Below are 17,470 nucleotides of genomic sequence, written 5' to 3' on the forward strand. Positions count from 1 at the left end.
GGACGGGCGTGTCGAAGTCGAGGATGACCGGCATGCCGATGCCGACGGTCTCGCCGGGCTGCGGGGTGGTGGCGGTCAGGCCGAAGGAGCGGGCGGGCTGGCGGGTGCGGAAGCGGCCCATCGTCACCGTCGAGGGGCCTTCGGCGCCCGCGGAGCCGCTCGTCAAAGGCCGCCGGCCCCTTCACCGGGCCGGCGGCCTTTTCGTGTGCGCGTGTGTGTGGTCAGGGCAGGCGCACGCCGGTGCGGCGGGCGATCTGCGCCTGCAGCCGGGCCATCTGCCAGTGCAACTCGAGCAGCTGCTCGACCAGCTGCGTCTTGGGTATCTCGGACACATCCTCGGTGGCCAGGTGGTCGATCGCGGCCGAGAGCTCACCCATCGCGCCCCCCACTCCATCGCCGTCAACAGCTCGAACCGACGTTCGAATCCTATCGGACCGGCCGTCTCGCTGTCAGTCTCTTGCCTCACGTGTCACGGCGCTTTTCGTACACACGAGCGATCGCGGGCATGCCGACGGCACCCTCCGGAGGGAGGGCGCACGGGCGGGAGGGCGGGCGTCAGCCCTTGGTGTAGGCGGCGAGGACCTCTTTGGGGTCGCCGTCCATCTTGATCTTGCCCTTGTGCAGCCAGATGACGCGGTTGCAGGTCTGCTCGATGACCCGCAGGTCGTGGGCGACGAGGAAGACGGTGCCGGCGGACTCGCGGATCTGCCGGATGCGCTGCTCGCTCTTCTTGCGGAACTCGCGGTCGCCCGTCGCCAGGGCCTCGTCGATGAGGAGCACGTCGTGCGTCTTGGCCGAGGAGATGGCGAAGCGCAGGCGGGCGCCCATGCCGGAGGAGTAGGTGGACATCGGGAGCTGGACGAACTCATCGATGCCGGAGAAGTCGACGATCTCCTGGTACTTCTCGCGCACCTCGGCCGGCGACATGCCCATGGCGTAGCAGCCGAGCACGATGTTGCGCTCACCGGTCAGCTCGCGCATGAGGGCCGCGTTGACGCCCAGCAGCGATGGCTGGCCGTCGGTGTAGACGGCCCCGGAGTGCGGGGGCAGCAGGCCGGCGATGGCGCGCAGCAGCGTGGACTTGCCGGAGCCGTTGCGGCCCACGATCCCGATGGCGTCGCCGTGGTAGGCCACGAAGGTGACGCCTTTGACGGCGTGCACCTCCTTCATCTGCGGCCGGCCCTGACGCTTGAGGATGCGCGTGAGGGCGTTGACCGCGTTGCCCTTCTCGTTGTCCGACGCCGCGCCGTAGACCCGGTAGATGATGTGCAGGTCGTCGACGATGACCGTCGGCGTCCCGGTGGGTGCGTCCAAGGGGCCCTTGGTCGCGGGCTCCGGGTTGGGGTGCACCCTCACGTCCTTGCCGGGGACGGCGGGCTCCTCGCCCTTCACCTTTGACAGCTCCTTGGTCAGCTCAGCCACGCCCGTACCTCTCCTCGGCTCGCCAGAAGTACCAGAAGCCGAATCCGAGTGCGAACACTGCCCAGAATACGCAAGACGCCCAGACCATCGTCGGGGGGTGGTGCCCGTAGTCGGGGTTGTAGGTCGTGATCATGATCTCGCGCATCCACTCGATGAAGGAAGCGGCCGGGTTGAGGTACATCGCGGTGGCGACCCACTCGGGCAGCTTGGCGACGTTGACGACCTTGTCGTGGATGGCGAAGAAGACGCCGGAGGCGTAGAGCCAGGTGCGGGTGATGAAGGGCAGCAACTGGTTGAGGTCGCGCATGGAGGCGCCGAGCCGGGCGATGATCAGCGCCGCGCCGATGTTGAACATCGTCTGCAGCAGCAGCACCACGGGGATCATCAGCCAGGCCCAGGTCGGGAACTCACCGGTGGCCACCACGATGACGGCCAGCACGCCCATGGAGATCGCGAGCTGTTGCAGCTCCTGGATCGTGTAGGCGAGCGGCAGCGTGGCCCTGGGGAAGTGCAGGGCGCGGATCATCGACAGGTTGCCGGAGATCGACTTGGCGCCCGCGGTCACCGTGCGCTGGGTGAAGGTGAAGACGAACATCCCGGTGATGAGGAACGCCGGGTAGTTCTCGATGTTGCCCTTGCCGCCCAGGATGAGGCCGAACATCACGTAGTAGATGCCGGCGTTGAGCAGCGGGGTCAGCACCTGCCACAGCTGGCCCAGCGCCGAGTTGGAGTACTTCGAGACGTTACGCGAGGTCGCGTAGGTCATGACGAAGTGACGCCGCTCCCACAGCTGGCGCATGTATACGGGAAACCTCGGCCGCGCGATGGCACGGCGAAGACCGTATCTCTCGGCGAGCTTGGCCAGCGGCTCCTGCCCGCTTCGGCCGCCCGCCTGGGCGTCCGCGACAGCGGATTCCGGCTGGCTCATGGCAAGGACTCTATTGGATCCGGGTCGTTGGGGTGGCTGCCACGGGGACTGTGGCCGACTGTTGGACGGTCGTCCCGGGTGCCCGGTTCCAAGGCACCGTCAAGACTCGCTCAACCGTAGCTCAGCTAGAACGACTCTGCCCGGAACGGCGCGAGCACTGTTTGGTAGGAGGTATTTTTCATCAACTGTTCACGTCCACTCCTGTGCTCACATGACCGTTTCATGACCTTTGTCGCGGCGTGCGTTGTATGGGTGTGACGTGGGATAGGCGCACGTGTGACCGAACTGCAACGCGCCAGAGACTCCCTGGTGGCAAGTAGTAAGGGATAGTCGCGATCGACTGGCAGGGCGTCGGCTGGTTTGACCAGGTCAGCCAAACCCGGGGGATTACAAGGAACCCCCCGTCAGGCTGCTCACGATCATCGCAGCTCAGCGCTTACGCCCACTTGTAGAGGGAGGAAGTTTTTCACCATGCGTGTTACTCGAGGCGCACGAATCGTCGCCGGTACCGCGCTGCTCGCTCTCGCGGTCGCCGCGTGTGGCGGCGGCGCCACTCCGTCCGGCGGAGACCCCACTGCGGGCGGCGGGGAGACGCCGGTCCGCATGGAGCTGGGCGAGCCGCAGAACCTGCTGGTCCCCTCCAACACCACGGAGTCCGAGGGCGCCGAGCTCCTCGCGGCCGTCTTCGAGCCCCTGGTGAACTACGACGAGAACAAGCAGGCCGTCGAGGCCGCTGCCGAGTCGATCACCACCGAGGACAACATCACCTGGACGATCAAGCTCAAGCCGGGCTACACCTGGCACAACGGTGAGCCGGTCGTCGCGCAGAACTACGTCGACGCGTGGAACTACGCCGCCAACCAGGACAACGCCCAGGGCGCCGGCTACTTCTTCGGCCGTGTCGACGGCTACAGCGACCTCGCCCCCGGTGAGGGCAAGGAAGTCACGACCAAGGAGATGAAGGGTCTCAAGGTCGTCGACGACACCACCTTCACGGTGACGCTGGCAGCGCCGTTCTCGCAGTTCAAGGTGATGCTCGGCTACACCGCGTTCTACCCCCTGCCCAAGGCGGCCTTCGGCCCCGACGGCAAGGTCACCGACGCCTTCGGCGAGCAGCCGATCGGCCAGGGCCTGTTCAAGCTGGACAAGCCCTACAAGAAGGGCACCGACCAGACGGTCGACCTGACGGTGTACGACAAGTACCCCGGCACCAAGCCGACCGGCTGGACCAAGCTGCAGTTCAAGCTCTACAACAGCTCCGAGACGGCCTACAACGACCTCCAGGCCGACAACGTGGACATCCACGACTCGCTGCCCGCGTCGGCGATCGCCAGCGCCAAGACCGCGCTCGGCGACCGTTACCAGGACCAGCCCGACGCCGGCATCGGCTACGTCGGCTTCCCCCTGAAGTACAACGACGAGTACAAGGACATCAAGGTCCGCGAGGCCATCTCCATGGCCATCGACCGGAAGACCATCGCCGAGACGGTCTTCTCCGGCACCCGCGCCCCGGCCGACGACTTCATCAACCCGGCCATCGCGGGCTACCGGCAGGGCGCCTGCGCGGCCTGCACGTACGACCCGGGCAAGGCCAAGGAGCAGTACGCCGCGGCCAACGGCCCGAAGAAGCTGGAGCTCGGCTACAACTCCGACGGTGGCCACAAGGAGTGGATCGAGGCCGTCGCCAACAACCTCCGCGCCAACCTCGGCGTCGAGGTGACGGTCAAGCCGTTCGAGAAGTTCGCGGCGATCCTGGACGACCTGGACGCCAAGAAGTACAAGGGCATGTTCCGGATGGGCTGGGCGATCGACTACCCGTCCGCCGAGAACTACCTGACGCCGATCTTCTCCACCGGCGCCATGACCACCGGCTCCAACTACTCGGGCTACTCCAGCAAGGAGTTCGACGAGCTGGTGGCCAAGGGTGACCAGGCGCCGACGGCCGAAGAGGGCCTGAAGTTCTACCAGCAGGCGGATGACGTCCTGATCAAGGATCTCCCCTACATTCCGGTGTACTTCTACCGGAACAATTCCGGGTACTCAACCAAGGTCAAGAACGTCAAGATCAACCTTCTTAACCAGGTCGAGTGGGCCGACGTCCAGAAGGCCTGACGTTGATCCAGGGGTGGGCGGCGCGCTCGTCCACCCCTTGAGAGCCCGCCTCGAAGGCAGTCGCTTGGGCCGTTTTACCCCAGGTTCCCAGGGACTGCCTTCAGGCATGTACGGGAGGCTTGTATGGGCCGTTATGTCATCAGGCGCCTGATCCAGGCGATACCAGTCCTGCTGGGCGCCACCCTGTTCATCTTCGCCATCGTCTTCGCACTTCCCGGTGACCCCGTGGAAGCGCTGGCCGGCGAGAAGCGCCAGGACCCGGCCATCTTGGCCGTCATCCGGGAGCAGTACCACCTGAACGATCCGCTTCTGGTGCAGTACTGGCACTACATCACCGGGATCATCTTCGAAGGCGACTTCGGCAAGACCTTCGCCGGGGTCCCCGTGACCGAGCTGCTGGCCGGCAAGCTCCAGGTCACGCTGAACCTCGCGCTGGTAGCGCTCACCCTCGAGGCCATCATCGGCGTCGTGCTCGGTCTTTGGGCGGCGCTGCGTCGCGGGCGGGCCACCGACACCGCGATCCTCGCCTCGACCCTGCTGCTCATCTCCGTGCCGACCCTGGTCACCGGATTCGTGCTGCAGCTCTGGCTGGGCGTCTGGCTCAAGCAGGCCGTGGGCACCGAGATCTTCCCGATCGCGGGCGCCACCCAGGGTCTGAAGTCGTACCTGCTGCCCGGGTTCGTCCTGGCCGGCACGTCGATCGCCTACCTGACCCGGCTCACCAGGACGAGCCTCGTCGAGACGCTGAGATCCGACTACATCCGCACGGCCACCGCCAAGGGCATGTCCAGGCGCCGGGTCGTCGGCAGGCACGGGTTGCGCAACGCGCTCATCCCGATGGTCACCTATCTGGGCGCCGACCTCGGCGCGCTGATGGGCGGCGCGGTCATCACCGAGACGATCTTCAACCTGCCGGGCATCGGCAAGCAGCTCTACGATGGCGTCTACCTGCGAGAGCAGCCGATCGTCGTAGGTATCGTGACAATCCTGGTGTTGGTGTACATCGTGGCGAACCTCATCGTCGACATGCTGTACGCCGTGCTCGACCCGAGGATCCGCTATGAGTGACACACCAAGCCCGGACACCCAGACGCTGACGGCGGACCAGGCCAAGCCGGCGCCGCCGCCCCCGGTCAAGCACCGCAAGAAGGAAGCCCGGTCGGCCAGCCTGTGGAGCGACGCCTGGCACGACCTGCGCCGCAGGCCGATGTTCATCTTCTCGCTGGTCCTCATCGCGATCCTGCTGGTCATGTCCTTCTGGCCGTCGCTGTTCACCTCGATCGACCCGTTCGACGCCCGCACCTGCGAGCTGTCGACGGCCCGTCAGGGACCGAGCCCCGGCCACCTGTTCGGCCGCGACAACCTCGGCTGCGACGTGTTCGCCAGGACCATCTACGGCGCCAAGAACTCGATCATCATCGGTGTCGCCACCATGGCCATCACCGCGATCGTGGGCGGGCTGCTCGGCCTCATCGCCGGCACCCGGGGCGGCATCACCGACACGATCACCTCCCGCATCACCGAGGTCTTCTTCGCGATCCCGTCCATCCTGGGCGCGCTGCTCATCACGGCGACCTTCCGGGACGCCGAGCTGGGCATCTGGATCGTGGTCTTCGCCCTGTCGATCATCGCCTGGCCGATGACGTTCCGCATCATGCGGGCCGCCGTCATCACCGCCAGGAGCCAGGACTTCGTCATGGCGGCGCGGGCGCTGGGCGCGAGCCAGAGCCGGATCATGTTCAAGCACCTGCTGCCGAACGCGGTCGCCCCGGTGATCGTCGTGGCCACCATCAACCTCGGCGGGTTCATCGCGGCCGAGGCCGCGCTGTCCTTCCTCGGGGTCGGCGTGCAGTCGCCCGACATCTCGTGGGGTCTGATGATCGCCGACGCGCGCAGCCGGTTCCTGGAGGCGCCGCTGCCGCTGGTGTTCCCCGCGGTGTTCCTGAGCATCACCGTGCTCGCGTTCATCATGCTGGGCGACGCCGTGCGCGACGCGCTCGACCCGAAGCTCAGGTAGGAGGGGGGATAAGTGAGAAAGACATCGCTGGACACGTTGCTCGCCGAGGGAGGGCGCAGCAACGAGCCGCTGCTCGCGGTCGACAACCTGCACGTGGAGTTCGCCACGCGCGCGGGCCTCGTGCGGGCCGTCAACGGGGTGAGCTACTCGCTCAACCCCGGTGAGACGGTCGCCGTGCTGGGCGAGTCGGGTTCGGGCAAGTCCGTGACCGCCCAGGCGATCATGGGCATCCTCGACATGCCGCCGGCCCGGATCCCCAAGGGGGAGATCCGTTTCCACGGCACCGACCTGCTGAGACTGTCGGAGGAGGCGCGTACCCAGGTGCGCGGCCAGCGCATCGCGATGATCTTCCAAGACGCGCTCTCCGCGCTCAACCCGGTGTTCACCGTGGGCTGGCAGATCAGCGAGATGTTCCGGGTGCACCGCGGCATGTCCAAGCGCGACGGCATGAAGAAGGCCGTCGAGCTCATGGACAAGGTCCGCATCCCCGCCGCCAAGCAGCGCGTCAACGACTACCCGCACCAGTTCTCCGGGGGCATGCGGCAGCGCATCATGATCGCCATGTCGATCGCGCTGGACCCCGAGGTGCTGATCGCCGACGAGCCGACGACCGCGCTCGACGTGACGGTCCAGGCCCAGATCATGGAGCTGCTCGCCGAGCTGCAGCGCGAGAGCAACATGGGCATGATCCTGATCACGCACGACCTCGGCGTCGTCGCCGACGTCGCCGACAAGATCGCGGTCATGTACGGCGGGCGCATCGTCGAGAACGCCACCGTGCACGAGATCTACAAGTCCCCGGCCCACCCCTACACCAAGGGGCTGCTGGAGTCGATCCCCCGGGTCGACCTCAAGGGCCAGGAGCTCTACGCGATCAAGGGCCTGCCGCCCAACCTGCTCGACATGCCGACCGGCTGCGCCTTCCACCCGCGGTGCCCGTACCGCCAGGACAACTGCGTGACCGACGTCCCCCCGCTGCACGAGATCAGCGGTACGCGCAACAGCGCCTGCCACTACTGGAGGGAGGTCCTCGATGGCGACCAAAGGTGAGCGCATCCTCGAGGTCCGCGATCTGGTGAAGCATTTTCCCCTGACCCAGGGGATCATGTTCAAGAAGCAGATCGGCGCGATCAAGGCCGTCGACGGGGTCTCGTTCGATCTCGACAGGGGCGAGACGCTGGGCATCGTGGGCGAGTCCGGGTGCGGCAAGTCCACGCTGGCCAAGGTGCTGATGGCGCTGGAGCGGCCGACGTCCGGCTCGGTGAAGATCAACGGCCGGGACATCGCCAAGGCCAGGGGCGCCGAGCTCAAGCGGATGCGGCGCAACATCCAGATGGTGATGCAGGACCCGTACACCTCGCTGAACCCCCGGATGACGGTCGGCGACATCATCGGCGAGCCGTACGACATCCACACCGAGGTCGCGCCCAAGGGCGACCGGGCCCGCAGGGTGCAGGAGCTGCTGGAGGTCGTGGGCCTCAACCCCGACCACATCAACCGCTACCCGCACCAGTTCTCGGGCGGTCAGCGGCAGCGCATCGGCATCGCCCGCGGGCTGGCGCTCCAGCCGGAGATCATCGTCTGTGACGAGCCGGTCTCGGCGCTGGACGTGTCGATCCAGGCGCAGGTGATCAACCTGCTGGAGCGGCTGCAGAACGAGTTCAACCTGGCCTACATCTTCATCGCGCACGACCTGTCGGTGGTGCGCCACATCTCCGACCGGGTCGCGGTGATGTACCTGGGCAAGGTCGTGGAGATCGGCAAGGACGTCGACATCTACGACAAGCCCGCGCATCCCTACGCGCAGGCGCTGCTGTCGGCCGTGCCGGTGCCCGACCCCGAGGGTCGGGAGCAGCGCGAGCGGATCATCCTCCAGGGTGACCCGCCGTCGCCGGCCAACCCGCCGTCCGGCTGCCGGTTCCGCACCCGGTGCTGGAAGGCGCAGGAGATCTGCGCGACCGAGGAGCCGCTGCTGCAGATCCGGCCGGGGACCACGCACGAGAGCGCGTGCCACTTCGCCGAGACGCACGACGTGGTGCACGTGAGCTAGGCGCACTCCGCCTTCAGAGGCCCTCCGCGGACCGGTCCGCGGGGGGCCTCGCGCGTCTGCGGTGGCGCACGACGACGCGGGCGGCCAGGACGCAGGCGAGCACGAGCAGGCCCGCCACCACCGGCGTGCGCGACCAGGGCCGCTCGGGCGGCGGCAGGCCCGCGCCGAAGTGGGCGCCGGGGATCGGCGGCGGCGGGGCCGGGCCGGCCAGCCGGGCCGCCTGGCGCAGGGCCAGGGCCGCGTTGACCACGCCGTGGCCGTAGGAGCGGTCGTAGCCGCCGTCGGGCCGCCTGCGGGTGCCCGCCTCGATCGCCCGGCGCACCTGGAAGGGCGACAGCTCCGGGTGGGCCGCCCTGATCAGCGCCGCGATGCCCGCCACCAGGGCCGCCGCCGAGCTGGTGCCGTCGCCCACCACGTACGAGCCGGCCGGGCCGGCGGTGACGATGCCGGTGCCGGGGGCGACGACCGACAGGTAGTCGCGGCGGTTGGAGAAGGGCGCGGGGCGGAGCCTGCGGTCGACCGCGCCGACGGCGATCACCCCGGGGTAGGCGGCGGGGAAGTTCTTCCTGTTGGCGCCCTCGCCGTCGTTGCCGGCCGAGGCGACCAGCACCGCCCCCTTGGAGACGGCGTACTGCACGGCCTCCTCCTCGGCGGCCGAGCCCTCCCAGGCGCCGCTGCCGCCGCCCAGCGACATGCTGATGACGTCGGCGCCCTGGTCGACGGCGTAGCGGATGCCCCGGGCGAGCGCGTCCCTGCCGCCGCCGCGCTGCTTCTCGCGCATCGGGTCGGAGCTCTCCAGCGTGACGCGGACCGACAGCACCCGGGCCGCCGGGGCCACGCCGAGCACGCCCTGGCTGCGGCCGTCGCCGTGGCCACGCCCGGCGATCAGGCTGGCCATCGCCGTGCCGTGGTGGCCCCATAGGCCCGCCCGCCTGCCGACGCCGGTCAGGTCGGGGCCCTGCCGCACCGCGCCCGCCAGGTCGGGGTGGGCGCGTACGCCGGTGTCGAGGACGGCGACGAGCACGCCCTCGCCCCTGCTGGAGCGCCACGCCTCCGGCAGCCGCAGCGCGTCGAGCTGCCACTGCCGGGCCCGTGCCGCGACGGCCAGCTCGTCGGCGGGGCTGAGCGCCGCGCCGCCCGCGGGTAACGCGGCCACCCCGACCAGGAGCAGCAGCGGCATGAGCGGCAGCAGCAGGGATCGGATCACCGGGTGAGGCTCCGGTGCAGCGTGGTGGCGAGCTGGAGGGCGATGCCGCGTAAGCGGGCGGTGGCCGGGTCGCCGGGGCGGTAGGGCCTGCCGTCGGCGTGCCCGGCGGCCGTGGCCACCAGGTAGCGCTCGTGGGTGGAGATCAGCGCGCCGGTGAAGTACTGGCGTTCGCCGAACCGTTCGGCGGGGCCGCCGGGGAAGGCGACGGGCCGGACGGTGGGCGGTCGCTGGCCCATGACGGTGGAGGCGGCGGCCGCGATCGGGGCGCGCTGCCGCGCGAGCACCGCGATGCCGACGGTGGCGACGAACGTGGACGTGCTGTCGGCGTAGGTGGCGCGCAGCGCCGTGACGCAGGCGGGCAGGGCGAGGACGGCGCCCGGCTGGAAGGCGGCCGGGCAGGGCGCCTCGGGCGCGACGCCGGTCAGGACGTAGGTGACCCGGGCGCCCGAGGGGCTGGTGCCGGCCACGGCCGGGGGGAAGACGCGCGTCACCGGCCAGGAGCGCCAGCGATCGGGAACGGGCGGTCCGGCAGTGGGCCAGGCCGCGGTCAGCAGGGCGAGCAGGGCAACGGACAGGTAGTACACGTCGACCTCGGAGGGAGGAGGCGCCGAACTGCCCTGCATTCTGACACGCGGCCGACGATTCGATGTGATGCTTCGGTAAACGGTCCGATACGCGGAGTAATTCCGTTCTGCGGCTTTCGTACTAGCTGACGGGGGCGAGCCGGACATGCGCTCCCGGAGGCAGTCCCAGCCGCTGGGCCGCGTCGCCCGAGTTCACCGCGAACGCGATCAGCCCCGCCGAGTCCGCGAACGCCACCAGCTCCCCGGGCGGCACCGCCGCGTACGTCTCCCGGTACGGCATCGACAGCCGGCGCCGCCCCAGCCACACCCCCACCGTGCCGCCGACCCGCAGCCCCAGCGCCTCCAGGTCGCCCGCCGGGATCGAGAGCTGCGCGTTGCCGTAGCGGTCGACCGAGACCACCTCGCCCTCCACCGCGCCGCCGCGCACCACCGAGGTCGGCTCCGGCAGCGAGATCAGCCGGTCGAGCGGCACCTCCGGCCCCAGGTCGGCCGGCCGCAGCCCGCCGCACAGCCGCGCCGCCACCGGCGCGAACACGTCACGCCCGTGGAAGGTGGGCGACACCGGGTGCAGGAAGTGCTCGTCGTTGCTGATCTCGTACGCCGCCGACGCGCCGCCGTTCGCGGCCACCGCCCACGACAGCAGCCCGTTGTCCGGCCCGATGAACACCCGGCCGCCCGCCTCGATCGCCACCGGCCGCCGCACCCCACCGCCGCCCGGATCCACCGCGCCGATGTGCACACCCTGGGGCAGGTACGGGATCGTCTGGGCGAGAATCGCCGCGCCACGCCGTACATCGCCGGAAGGGACCAGGTGACACACGTCGATCACCCGGACCTCCGGGGCGATGCCCGCGATCACGCCATGACACGCCGCGACATAGCCGTCTTCGAGGCCGTAGTCGGTGAGAAGTGTGATGACTGAGGTCACACTTGGTGACTGTACGTCTCCCAATCCGCCGTGAACAGCCGCACTCGGCACATTACGATGGCCACGGGCCGCGTGCGCGCGACGTGATCGTCACGCGCTCATCCCGAGGAGGAGACCATGGACACTGCACCGGTCAGCGGTGACAGTGCTGCCCAGGAACCCGTTCGACAGCCCCTCACCGACCGCGAACTCGAGCTCCTCGCCTTCGAACGCCACTGGTGGCGCTACGCGGGCGCCAAGGAGCAGGCCATCAAGGAGACCTTCGGGTTCTCCGCCACCCGCTACTACCAGTTGCTCGGCGAGCTCATCGACCGGCCGGAGGCGCTGGAGCAGGACCCGATGCTGGTCAAGCGCCTGCGCAGGCTGCGTGCCACGCGACAGCGCGAGCGCGCGGCCAGACGGCTTGGCATGCGCCCCTGACCTGTTGGGTACGGCAGGCGCGTGGAGAACATCCCTGGAATGGAAGCGATACTGAAGGATCCGGCGGGCGCCGTGATCGGGCTCGACTTCGACGGCACCCTCTCGCCGATCGTGCCCGACCCCGCGGCCGCCCGGATCCACCCCGAGGCCGCCGCCGTTCTCGCCGAGCTGGGCCGCCACGTCAAGGCGATCACCATCGTGACCGGCCGGCCGGTGGCCACCGCCCTGCGGCTCGGCCCCGGGCTGGCCGACGTGCCCGGCCTGGTGGTGCTCGGCCACTACGGGTTCGAGCGCTGGGAGCAGGGCGAGATCACCGGGCCGCCGCCCCCGCCCGGGGTGCCGAGGGCCGAGGCCGAGCTGCCGTTCGTGCTCGACGCGCTCGGCCTGACGGCGGGCGTCGCCGTCGAGGACAAGGGCCGCGCCGTCGCCGTGCACACCCGCCGCGCCCCCGACCCCGAAGGGACGCTGGCCAAGCTGCGCGAGCCGATGGCCAAGCTGGCCGAGAAGCACGGGCTGGTCGTCGAGCCGGGCAGGCTGGTGCTGGAGCTGCGCCCGCCCGGCATGGACAAGGGCCAGGCGCTCAGCCTGTTCCTGGCCGAGCGGGAGGCGCGGTCGGTGCTGTTCGCGGGCGACGACCTCGGCGACCTGGCCGCGTTCGAGGCGGTCAGGGGAGCCGGCGTGCCCGGCGTGACCGTCTGCAGCGGCTCCGCCGAGGTGACGGCGCTGGCCGAACGGGCCGACATCGTCGTGGACGGGCCTGACGGCGTGGTCGCCCTGCTCAAGGAGTTGACGTCGGCTTTCAGCCGTTCATGAGTGGCTTGCAAGTCGGCTCGGCTACCGTCGGGATCATGCTCAAGCGCTCACTGGCCGTAACCGCCGTCGCCGCCTCCGCCCTCCTCCTGGTCCCCGCCGCCGCCGCGAACGCGGCGCCCGCCCAGCAGCTGAAGCTGCGCGGCGGCCTGACCCTCTATGTGCCGATCAAGTGGAAGGTGTACGGCGGCGGCACCGACTACGTGCACGTCGTGACCGGGAAGTGCGCCCACCCCGGCGGCGGCTTCTTCACCCCCGACTGCAAGGGCTTCTGGATCTTCGGTCCGAAGGCCATCAAGAGCGGCGCCGAGGGCTTCGGGCCCTACAACGCCCAGCGGGGCGGCTACTACCCGGCCTCCGACGTGCAGCGCTGCCCGGCCGACGGGCGGCTACTGCGCGGCGAGCGCATCGGCAGGCACGTCAAGGGCCTGCGCCAGGTCGGGCCCGGCCACAAGGCCCACTACCACGAGTTCACCACCCGCTGCCGGACCCACTCGGGCAAGAGCACCAGGTCCAGGTTCACCACCCGCGAGTGGTATCTGCCTGCCACGAAGGTGCTGGTCGTCGACGAGTGGAAGACGCCGGGCCTGACCGACACGCTGCGCAACGCCGACTGGCGGTGACCCGTCAGCCCAGCGCGTCGAGCTGGGCTGCCAGCCAGCGCTGCGGCGGCAGGGCCGTGGCCGCCGCCTCCAGCCGGGCCCGGCGGCGCGTCCGCTCCTCCTCGGGCATCACCAGCGCCCGGTGCAGCGCGCCGGCCGTGCCGCTGACGTCGTAGGGGTTGACCAGCAGCGCGTCGGCGCCCAGCTCGGTTGCCGCGCCCGCCTCCCGCGACAGCACCAGCGCGCAGCGCGGCGACAGCACCGGGCCCTCCTTGGCCACCAGGTTCATGCCGTCGCGGATCGGGTTGACCAGCAGCACGTCGGCCATCCTGTAGGCGGCCAGCGAGCGCGGGTAGTCGTCGTTGACGTTGAGGATCAGCGGGTCCCAGTCCTCGGTGGCGTAGGCGTCCTCGATCTCCTGCGCGCAGCGCTGCACCGAGGCGGTGTACTCGCGGTATTCGGGCAGGTCGTGGCGGCTCGGGTAGGCGAACGCCAGGTGCACCACCCGGCCGTGCCACTCCGGATGCGCGTCCAGGAACTCGCGGTAGGCGAGCAGGCCGCGCACGATGTTCTTCGACAGCTCCGTGCGGTCGATGCGGACGATCAGCTTGCGGTCGCCGACCTGCTCGCGCAGCGCGGCCATGTGCGACTCGACGTCGGGCTCGCCGGCCCGCGCCCACAGCGCCTTGCCGTCGACGCCCAGCCCGTGGACGCCGATCCGGGTGACGCGCCCCTCGTGCGTGACCGTACGGGCCGCGCCGTCGACCTCGGCGCCGAGCAGGGCCGCGCAGCAGTCCATGAACGCCTCCGCCCACCGCCCGGTGAGGAACCCGGCGTGATCGGCGCCCAGGATGCCCTCCAGGACCTCGCGGGCCACCTCGTCGGGCAACAGCGAGAAGTATTCGGGCGGCGCCCACGGCGTGTGGCTGAAGTGCGCGATGCGCAGGTCGGGCCGCTCGGCCCGGAGCATCGCCGGGGTCAGCGTCAGGTGGTAGTCCTGCACCATCACCCGCGCCCCGTGGCCCGCCTCCTCGGCCAGCGCCAGCGCGAACGCGCCGTTGTAGTCGCGGTAGGACTCCCAGTCGCGCTGGAACCTGGTGCCGAACACCGGCGCGTTGGGGATGTCGTAGAGCAGATGGTTGACGAACCAGAGCGTCGAGTTGGCGATCGAGTTGTAGGCGCGGTGGAAGGTGGCCGGCGCGATGTCGAGCATCCGCAGCGCCCCGGTGTCGTAGCCCGCCTGGTCGAGCCGGCCGCCGGGGGCCTGCCGCACCGCGCTGCGGTCGCCGTCGGACAGCGCCGCGCATACCCACAGCACGCCCGCGTCCCGGGCGACTCCGGACAAGCCGGACACCAGGCCGCCGCCGCCGCGTCTCATCGTCAGCTCGCCGTCGTCGGAGACGGTGAACGAGACCGGGCCTCTGTTGGAGGCGAGCAGGACGCTGTTCATCGACGCTCCCAGGAGTTACGACGAGGAGATGTCACGGAGGTGTCTCCCGACCTTAGGATCCCAGCTATGGCGCTAGATGAGGCAACCGAAGAACTCGCCCGCTCGGCCGCCGTAGGAGATCATCGCGCACTCGGCGAGCTCCTGCGCCGGATCGAGCCGGACGTGCTGCGGCACTGCGCCCGCATCCTGCCCTACCACCAGGACGCGGAGGAGGCGGCCCAGGACACCCTGCTGGCCGTCGCCCGCAACATCGGGCGGTTCGAGGGGCGCGCCAGGTTCAGCACGTGGCTGCACATCGTGACCGCCAACTGCGCGCGGACCACGTACCGGTCGCTGAAGCGCAGGGCGGCGGAGCAGAGCTCCGACGAGCTGCCCATGCAGAAGCCCGACGTGCGGCGGGTCAGCGTGATCGCCGGGTCGCGGCTCGACCTGCTCGACGCGATGGAGGCGCTGGAGGCCGACAAGCCCGACCTGGCGCAGGCCCTGGTGCTGCGCGACATCGTCCAGCTCGACTACAGCGAGGTGGCCGAGCAGCTCAACATCCCGCTCGGCACGGCCAAGTCGCGCATCCACCAGGCCCGCAAATACGTGCAGGCGGCGCTCGGCGAGGACTATCGGTGAGACCGGTTGTCTCGCGGAGTGAGACGACTGGTCAGTTCACGGCTCGGATTGGGTAGAGTCCGAGTCAGCAACTCCAACTGAATATTGCTCATCCAGAGGGGTGGAGGGACCGGCCCTGCGAAGCCCCGGCAACCCTCCCGGCTTGTGACTCGCGACCTGCGAGGCCGACCGGGACAGGGTGCCAATTCCGGTCCGTGGTCAGGGTGGCCGCGGACGAAGATGAGGGAAGGCCTCGCTTCATGTCGCTCGACTTCGGTCCCGCCGTCGCTCTCTCCTGCCGCGAGTGCGGCACCCGCTACCCGCTGGGCCCCAGCTTCGCCTGCCTGGAGTGTTTCGGGCCGCTCGAGGCGGCCTACTCCTTCGGGAACGTGACCCGCGCCGACATCGAGTCGGGCCCGGCCAACATCTGGCGCTACCGCTCGCTGCTGCCGGTGCCGGTCGACGTCGCGTCCAAGCCCAACATGAACCCCGGCTGGACCAAGCTCGTCAAGGCGGGCAACCTGGGCCGGGCGCTGGGCATCAAGTCCCTGTACGTCAAGGACGACTCGGGCAACCCCACCCACTCCTTCAAGGACCGGGTGGTGGCCATCGCCGTCGAGGCGGCCCGCAACTTCGGCTTCCACACGCTGTCGTGCTCCTCCACCGGCAACCTGGCCGGCGCGGTGACGGCCGCCGCCGCTAGGGCCGGCCTGGAGGCCTGCGTGTTCATCCCCGCCGACCTGGAGCAGGCGAAGATCGCCATGGCCCGGGTGTTCGGCGGCAAGCTGATCGGCATCGACGGCACCTACGACGAGGTCAACCGGTTCTGCTCGGAGCTCATCGGCGACCCGCTGGGCGACAAGTGGGGATTCGTCAACGTCAACCTGCGGCCCTACTACGCCGAGGGCTCCAAGACGCTCGCCTACGAGATCGCCGAGCAGCTCGGCTGGAAGCTGCCCGAGCAGATCGTCATCCCGATCGCCTCCGGCTCCCAGCTCACCAAGATCGACAAGGGCTTCAAGGAGCTCATCCAGCTCGGCCTGGTCGAGGACAGCCCGTACAAGGTGTTCGGGGCGCAGGCGCTCGGCTGCTCGCCGGTCTCGGCCGCCTACAAGGCCGGCCACGACGTCGTCCAGCCGGTCAAGCCCGACACCATCGCCAAGTCGCTGGCCATCGGCAACCCCGCCGACGGCCCCTACGTGCTCGACATCGCGCGCCGCACCGGCGGGGCGGTGGAGGACGTCACGGACGCCGAGATCGTCGCCGCGATCAAACTGCTGGCCTCGACCGAGGGCATCTTCGCCGAGACGGCCGGCGGTGTGACCGTCGGCGTGCTGAAGAAGCTCGTCGAGACCGGCCAGCTCGACCCCGAGGCCGAAACCGTGGTGCTCAACACCGGTGACGGGCTCAAGACGCTCGACGCGGTCACCGACGTCACCCCCACGGCCGTGATCCGGCCCTCTCTCGACGCGTTCCGCGCGACTGTCTGACAACCAGGAAAGGCGAGATTTACCATGAGCGTTTCTGTGCGGATTCCCACCATCCTGCGCACCTACACCGGCGGTAACGCGGAGGTGAGTGGAGAGGGCGCGACGCTGCGTGACGTGCTTGCCAAGCTCGACTCCGACTACCCGGGCATCGGCGCGCGCATTCTTGATGAATCGGGCAAGATTCGTCGTTTTGTCAACGTTTACGTTGGCGAAGAGGATGTCCGTTTCGCCGAGGGGCTCGACACTCCCGCCCCTGAGGGCACTCAGATCTCCATCATCCCGGCGGTCGCGGGCGGCTGAGAACCCCCCGATCTCCAGAACGACCCTCTAGAAGGCGCCCCATGCGGGCGCCTTCTCTTTTGTGAAATACAAGGTTGAACCAGTTAGCGTGAGGTGAAATACCCGATTTGCCGATTGACTCTGTTGCCAAACGCCTTCCCACAGGTATGGTCGAGTGCGATCGTACGGCTGATATCCATTAGTCAGGCGATTGTGGGTCTCGCGGAGGAATGGGCGGGATCTATGAGCCCAGTAAGAGGAGTCGGAAGTGGCGCAGGGCACCGTCAAGTGGTTCAACGCGGACAAGGGCTACGGCTTCATCGCGGTAGACGGTGGTAAGGATGTATTCGTCCATTACTCGGCAATCTTGATGGACGGGTATCGGTCTCTCGAGCAGGGCCAACGGGTCGAGTTCGAGATCACGCAGGGCCAGAAGGGACCGCAGGCGGAGTCCGTCCGCTCGGTCTGACGTGGTGAGCACGGGCGGCTCGCACGTCAGCGCAGTACGTGCGAACCGCCACCTCTCGTCCCCTCACGTACGGCGGGCTCACGGGCCCGCCGTACCGACGTG

General features: G+C 69.2%; 20 protein-coding genes and 1 riboswitch. Of the genes, 12 read left to right on the forward strand and 8 right to left on the reverse strand.

Features of this window, described 5'->3' with window-relative positions; translation table 11 throughout:
- The 4 genes from KME80_RS16765 to KME80_RS16780 form a co-directional block, all read right to left on the reverse strand.
- The coding region (locus tag KME80_RS16765) for an Ig-like domain-containing protein (RefSeq protein ID WP_281427030.1) at positions 1–166 on the reverse strand (166 nt) is incomplete at its 3' end.
- 55 nt (positions 167–221) lie between these two features.
- The gene (locus KME80_RS16770; RefSeq protein WP_219506210.1) at positions 222–377 is read right to left on the reverse strand and encodes a hypothetical protein; all 156 of its coding nucleotides are present in this window, start codon (positions 375–377) and stop codon (positions 222–224) included.
- Positions 378–555: 178 nt separating this feature from the next.
- On the reverse strand, positions 556–1,422 hold the full coding sequence (locus KME80_RS16775; RefSeq protein WP_219506213.1) for an ABC transporter ATP-binding protein: 867 nt from the start codon (positions 1,420–1,422) through the stop codon (positions 556–558).
- The gene (locus tag KME80_RS16780; RefSeq protein WP_219506215.1) at positions 1,415–2,350 is read right to left on the reverse strand and encodes an ABC transporter permease; all 936 of its coding nucleotides are present in this window, start codon (positions 2,348–2,350) and stop codon (positions 1,415–1,417) included. Before KME80_RS16780 ends, KME80_RS16775 begins: the two co-directional genes overlap by 8 nt.
- Positions 2,351–2,821: 471 nt before the next feature.
- On the opposite strand from KME80_RS16780, the gene KME80_RS16785 reads away from it, so the two are divergent.
- From KME80_RS16785 to KME80_RS16805, 5 genes are all read left to right on the forward strand, one after another.
- On the forward strand, positions 2,822–4,462 hold the full coding sequence (locus KME80_RS16785) for a peptide ABC transporter substrate-binding protein (protein WP_219506217.1): 1,641 nt from the start codon (positions 2,822–2,824) through the stop codon (positions 4,460–4,462).
- Between the two features lie 123 nt (positions 4,463–4,585).
- Positions 4,586–5,530, forward strand: coding sequence for an ABC transporter permease (locus tag KME80_RS16790; RefSeq protein WP_219506218.1), 945 nt, complete (start codon positions 4,586–4,588; stop codon positions 5,528–5,530).
- Positions 5,523–6,479 carry an ABC transporter permease gene (locus KME80_RS16795; RefSeq protein ID WP_219506220.1) on the forward strand — a complete coding sequence of 319 codons (957 nt, stop codon included), beginning with the start codon at positions 5,523–5,525 and terminating at the stop codon, positions 6,477–6,479. The genes KME80_RS16790 and KME80_RS16795 overlap by 8 nt, the downstream gene beginning before the upstream one ends.
- Positions 6,480–6,491: 12 nt before the next feature.
- Positions 6,492–7,529: an ABC transporter ATP-binding protein gene (locus KME80_RS16800; protein WP_308125795.1), complete on the forward strand. Its 1,038-nt coding sequence runs from the start codon at positions 6,492–6,494 to the stop codon at positions 7,527–7,529.
- Positions 7,513–8,529 (forward strand): ABC transporter ATP-binding protein, encoded by a 1,017-nt coding sequence (locus KME80_RS16805; RefSeq protein WP_219506222.1) that lies wholly within the window; start codon positions 7,513–7,515, stop codon positions 8,527–8,529. Before KME80_RS16800 ends, KME80_RS16805 begins: the two co-directional genes overlap by 17 nt.
- A gap of 13 nt (positions 8,530–8,542) precedes the next feature.
- On the opposite strand, the gene mycP is transcribed toward KME80_RS16805, so the two are convergent.
- From mycP to KME80_RS16820, 3 genes are all read right to left on the reverse strand, one after another.
- Complete coding sequence (mycP, locus tag KME80_RS16810; protein ID WP_219506224.1) at positions 8,543–9,736, reverse strand: type VII secretion-associated serine protease mycosin; 1,194 nt, start codon at positions 9,734–9,736, stop codon at positions 8,543–8,545.
- Complete coding sequence (locus KME80_RS16815; protein ID WP_219506225.1) at positions 9,733–10,359, reverse strand: hypothetical protein; 627 nt, start codon at positions 10,357–10,359, stop codon at positions 9,733–9,735. Before KME80_RS16815 ends, mycP begins: the two co-directional genes overlap by 4 nt.
- A gap of 82 nt (positions 10,360–10,441) precedes the next feature.
- Positions 10,442–11,248: an SAM hydrolase/SAM-dependent halogenase family protein gene (locus KME80_RS16820; RefSeq protein ID WP_219506228.1), complete on the reverse strand. Its 807-nt coding sequence runs from the start codon at positions 11,246–11,248 to the stop codon at positions 10,442–10,444.
- A gap of 117 nt (positions 11,249–11,365) precedes the next feature.
- On the opposite strand from KME80_RS16820, the gene KME80_RS16825 reads away from it, so the two are divergent.
- The 3 genes from KME80_RS16825 to KME80_RS16835 are packed head-to-tail and all read left to right on the forward strand — an operon-like array spanning position 11,366 to position 13,101.
- Complete coding sequence (locus tag KME80_RS16825) at positions 11,366–11,668, forward strand: DUF3263 domain-containing protein (RefSeq protein ID WP_219506231.1); 303 nt, start codon at positions 11,366–11,368, stop codon at positions 11,666–11,668.
- A 39-nt stretch (positions 11,669–11,707) separates the two neighbouring features.
- Positions 11,708–12,481, forward strand: coding sequence for a trehalose-phosphatase (gene otsB, locus KME80_RS16830; protein ID WP_219506234.1), 774 nt, complete (start codon positions 11,708–11,710; stop codon positions 12,479–12,481).
- Between the two features lie 35 nt (positions 12,482–12,516).
- The gene (locus tag KME80_RS16835; RefSeq protein WP_219506237.1) at positions 12,517–13,101 is read left to right on the forward strand and encodes a hypothetical protein; all 585 of its coding nucleotides are present in this window, start codon (positions 12,517–12,519) and stop codon (positions 13,099–13,101) included.
- Between the two features lie 4 nt (positions 13,102–13,105).
- Here the strand turns inward: KME80_RS16835 and KME80_RS16840 are convergent, their stop codons facing one another.
- The gene (locus KME80_RS16840; RefSeq protein WP_219506239.1) at positions 13,106–14,530 is read right to left on the reverse strand and encodes an alpha,alpha-trehalose-phosphate synthase (UDP-forming); all 1,425 of its coding nucleotides are present in this window, start codon (positions 14,528–14,530) and stop codon (positions 13,106–13,108) included.
- 66 nt (positions 14,531–14,596) lie between these two features.
- Between KME80_RS16840 and KME80_RS16845 the strand changes: the two genes are divergently transcribed.
- The 4 genes from KME80_RS16845 (at position 14,597) to KME80_RS16860 (ending at position 17,368) form a co-directional block, all read left to right on the forward strand.
- Positions 14,597–15,151 carry an RNA polymerase sigma factor gene (locus KME80_RS16845; RefSeq protein WP_219506241.1) on the forward strand — a complete coding sequence of 185 codons (555 nt, stop codon included), beginning with the start codon at positions 14,597–14,599 and terminating at the stop codon, positions 15,149–15,151.
- Between the two features lie 85 nt (positions 15,152–15,236).
- Positions 15,237–15,377, forward strand: a riboswitch (SAM riboswitch).
- A 13-nt stretch (positions 15,378–15,390) separates the two neighbouring features.
- A complete protein-coding gene (thrC, locus tag KME80_RS16850; protein WP_219506243.1) occupies positions 15,391–16,620 on the forward strand; it encodes a threonine synthase in 1,230 nt (409 codons plus the stop codon).
- 24 nt (positions 16,621–16,644) lie between these two features.
- Complete coding sequence (locus KME80_RS16855; RefSeq protein WP_043633550.1) at positions 16,645–16,920, forward strand: MoaD/ThiS family protein; 276 nt, start codon at positions 16,645–16,647, stop codon at positions 16,918–16,920.
- Positions 16,921–17,167: 247 nt separating this feature from the next.
- Positions 17,168–17,368, forward strand: a complete 201-nt coding sequence (locus KME80_RS16860) for a cold-shock protein (protein WP_090947280.1) — start codon at positions 17,168–17,170, stop codon at positions 17,366–17,368.
- Positions 17,369–17,470 lie beyond the last annotated feature (102 nt).

Source organism: Nonomuraea ceibae (genome assembly GCF_019396325.1).
GTDB lineage: Bacteria > Actinomycetota > Actinomycetes > Streptosporangiales > Streptosporangiaceae > Nonomuraea > Nonomuraea ceibae.

What these genes read in the sequence shown, in the direction of transcription:
- otsB (WP_219506234.1), top strand. Translation starts at nt 11,708, where the DNA reads ATGGAAGCGATACTGAAGGATCCGGCGGGCGCCGTGATCGGGCTCGAC.
- KME80_RS16785 (WP_219506217.1), top strand. Translation starts at nt 2,822, where the DNA reads ATGCGTGTTACTCGAGGCGCACGAATCGTCGCCGGTACCGCGCTGCTC.
- KME80_RS16815 (WP_219506225.1), bottom strand. Translation starts at nt 10,359, where the DNA reads ATGCAGGGCAGTTCGGCGCCTCCTCCCTCCGAGGTCGACGTGTACTAC.
- KME80_RS16855 (WP_043633550.1), top strand. Translation starts at nt 16,645, where the DNA reads ATGAGCGTTTCTGTGCGGATTCCCACCATCCTGCGCACCTACACCGGC.
- KME80_RS16770 (WP_219506210.1), bottom strand. Translation starts at nt 377, where the DNA reads ATGGGTGAGCTCTCGGCCGCGATCGACCACCTGGCCACCGAGGATGTG.
- KME80_RS16835 (WP_219506237.1), top strand. Translation starts at nt 12,517, where the DNA reads ATGCTCAAGCGCTCACTGGCCGTAACCGCCGTCGCCGCCTCCGCCCTC.
- KME80_RS16780 (WP_219506215.1), bottom strand. Translation starts at nt 2,350, where the DNA reads ATGAGCCAGCCGGAATCCGCTGTCGCGGACGCCCAGGCGGGCGGCCGA.
- thrC (WP_219506243.1), top strand. Translation starts at nt 15,391, where the DNA reads ATGTCGCTCGACTTCGGTCCCGCCGTCGCTCTCTCCTGCCGCGAGTGC.
- KME80_RS16825 (WP_219506231.1), top strand. Translation starts at nt 11,366, where the DNA reads ATGGACACTGCACCGGTCAGCGGTGACAGTGCTGCCCAGGAACCCGTT.
- KME80_RS16845 (WP_219506241.1), top strand. Translation starts at nt 14,597, where the DNA reads ATGGCGCTAGATGAGGCAACCGAAGAACTCGCCCGCTCGGCCGCCGTA.
- KME80_RS16840 (WP_219506239.1), bottom strand. Translation starts at nt 14,530, where the DNA reads ATGAACAGCGTCCTGCTCGCCTCCAACAGAGGCCCGGTCTCGTTCACC.
- KME80_RS16795 (WP_219506220.1), top strand. Translation starts at nt 5,523, where the DNA reads ATGAGTGACACACCAAGCCCGGACACCCAGACGCTGACGGCGGACCAG.
- KME80_RS16805 (WP_219506222.1), top strand. Translation starts at nt 7,513, where the DNA reads ATGGCGACCAAAGGTGAGCGCATCCTCGAGGTCCGCGATCTGGTGAAG.
- KME80_RS16790 (WP_219506218.1), top strand. Translation starts at nt 4,586, where the DNA reads ATGGGCCGTTATGTCATCAGGCGCCTGATCCAGGCGATACCAGTCCTG.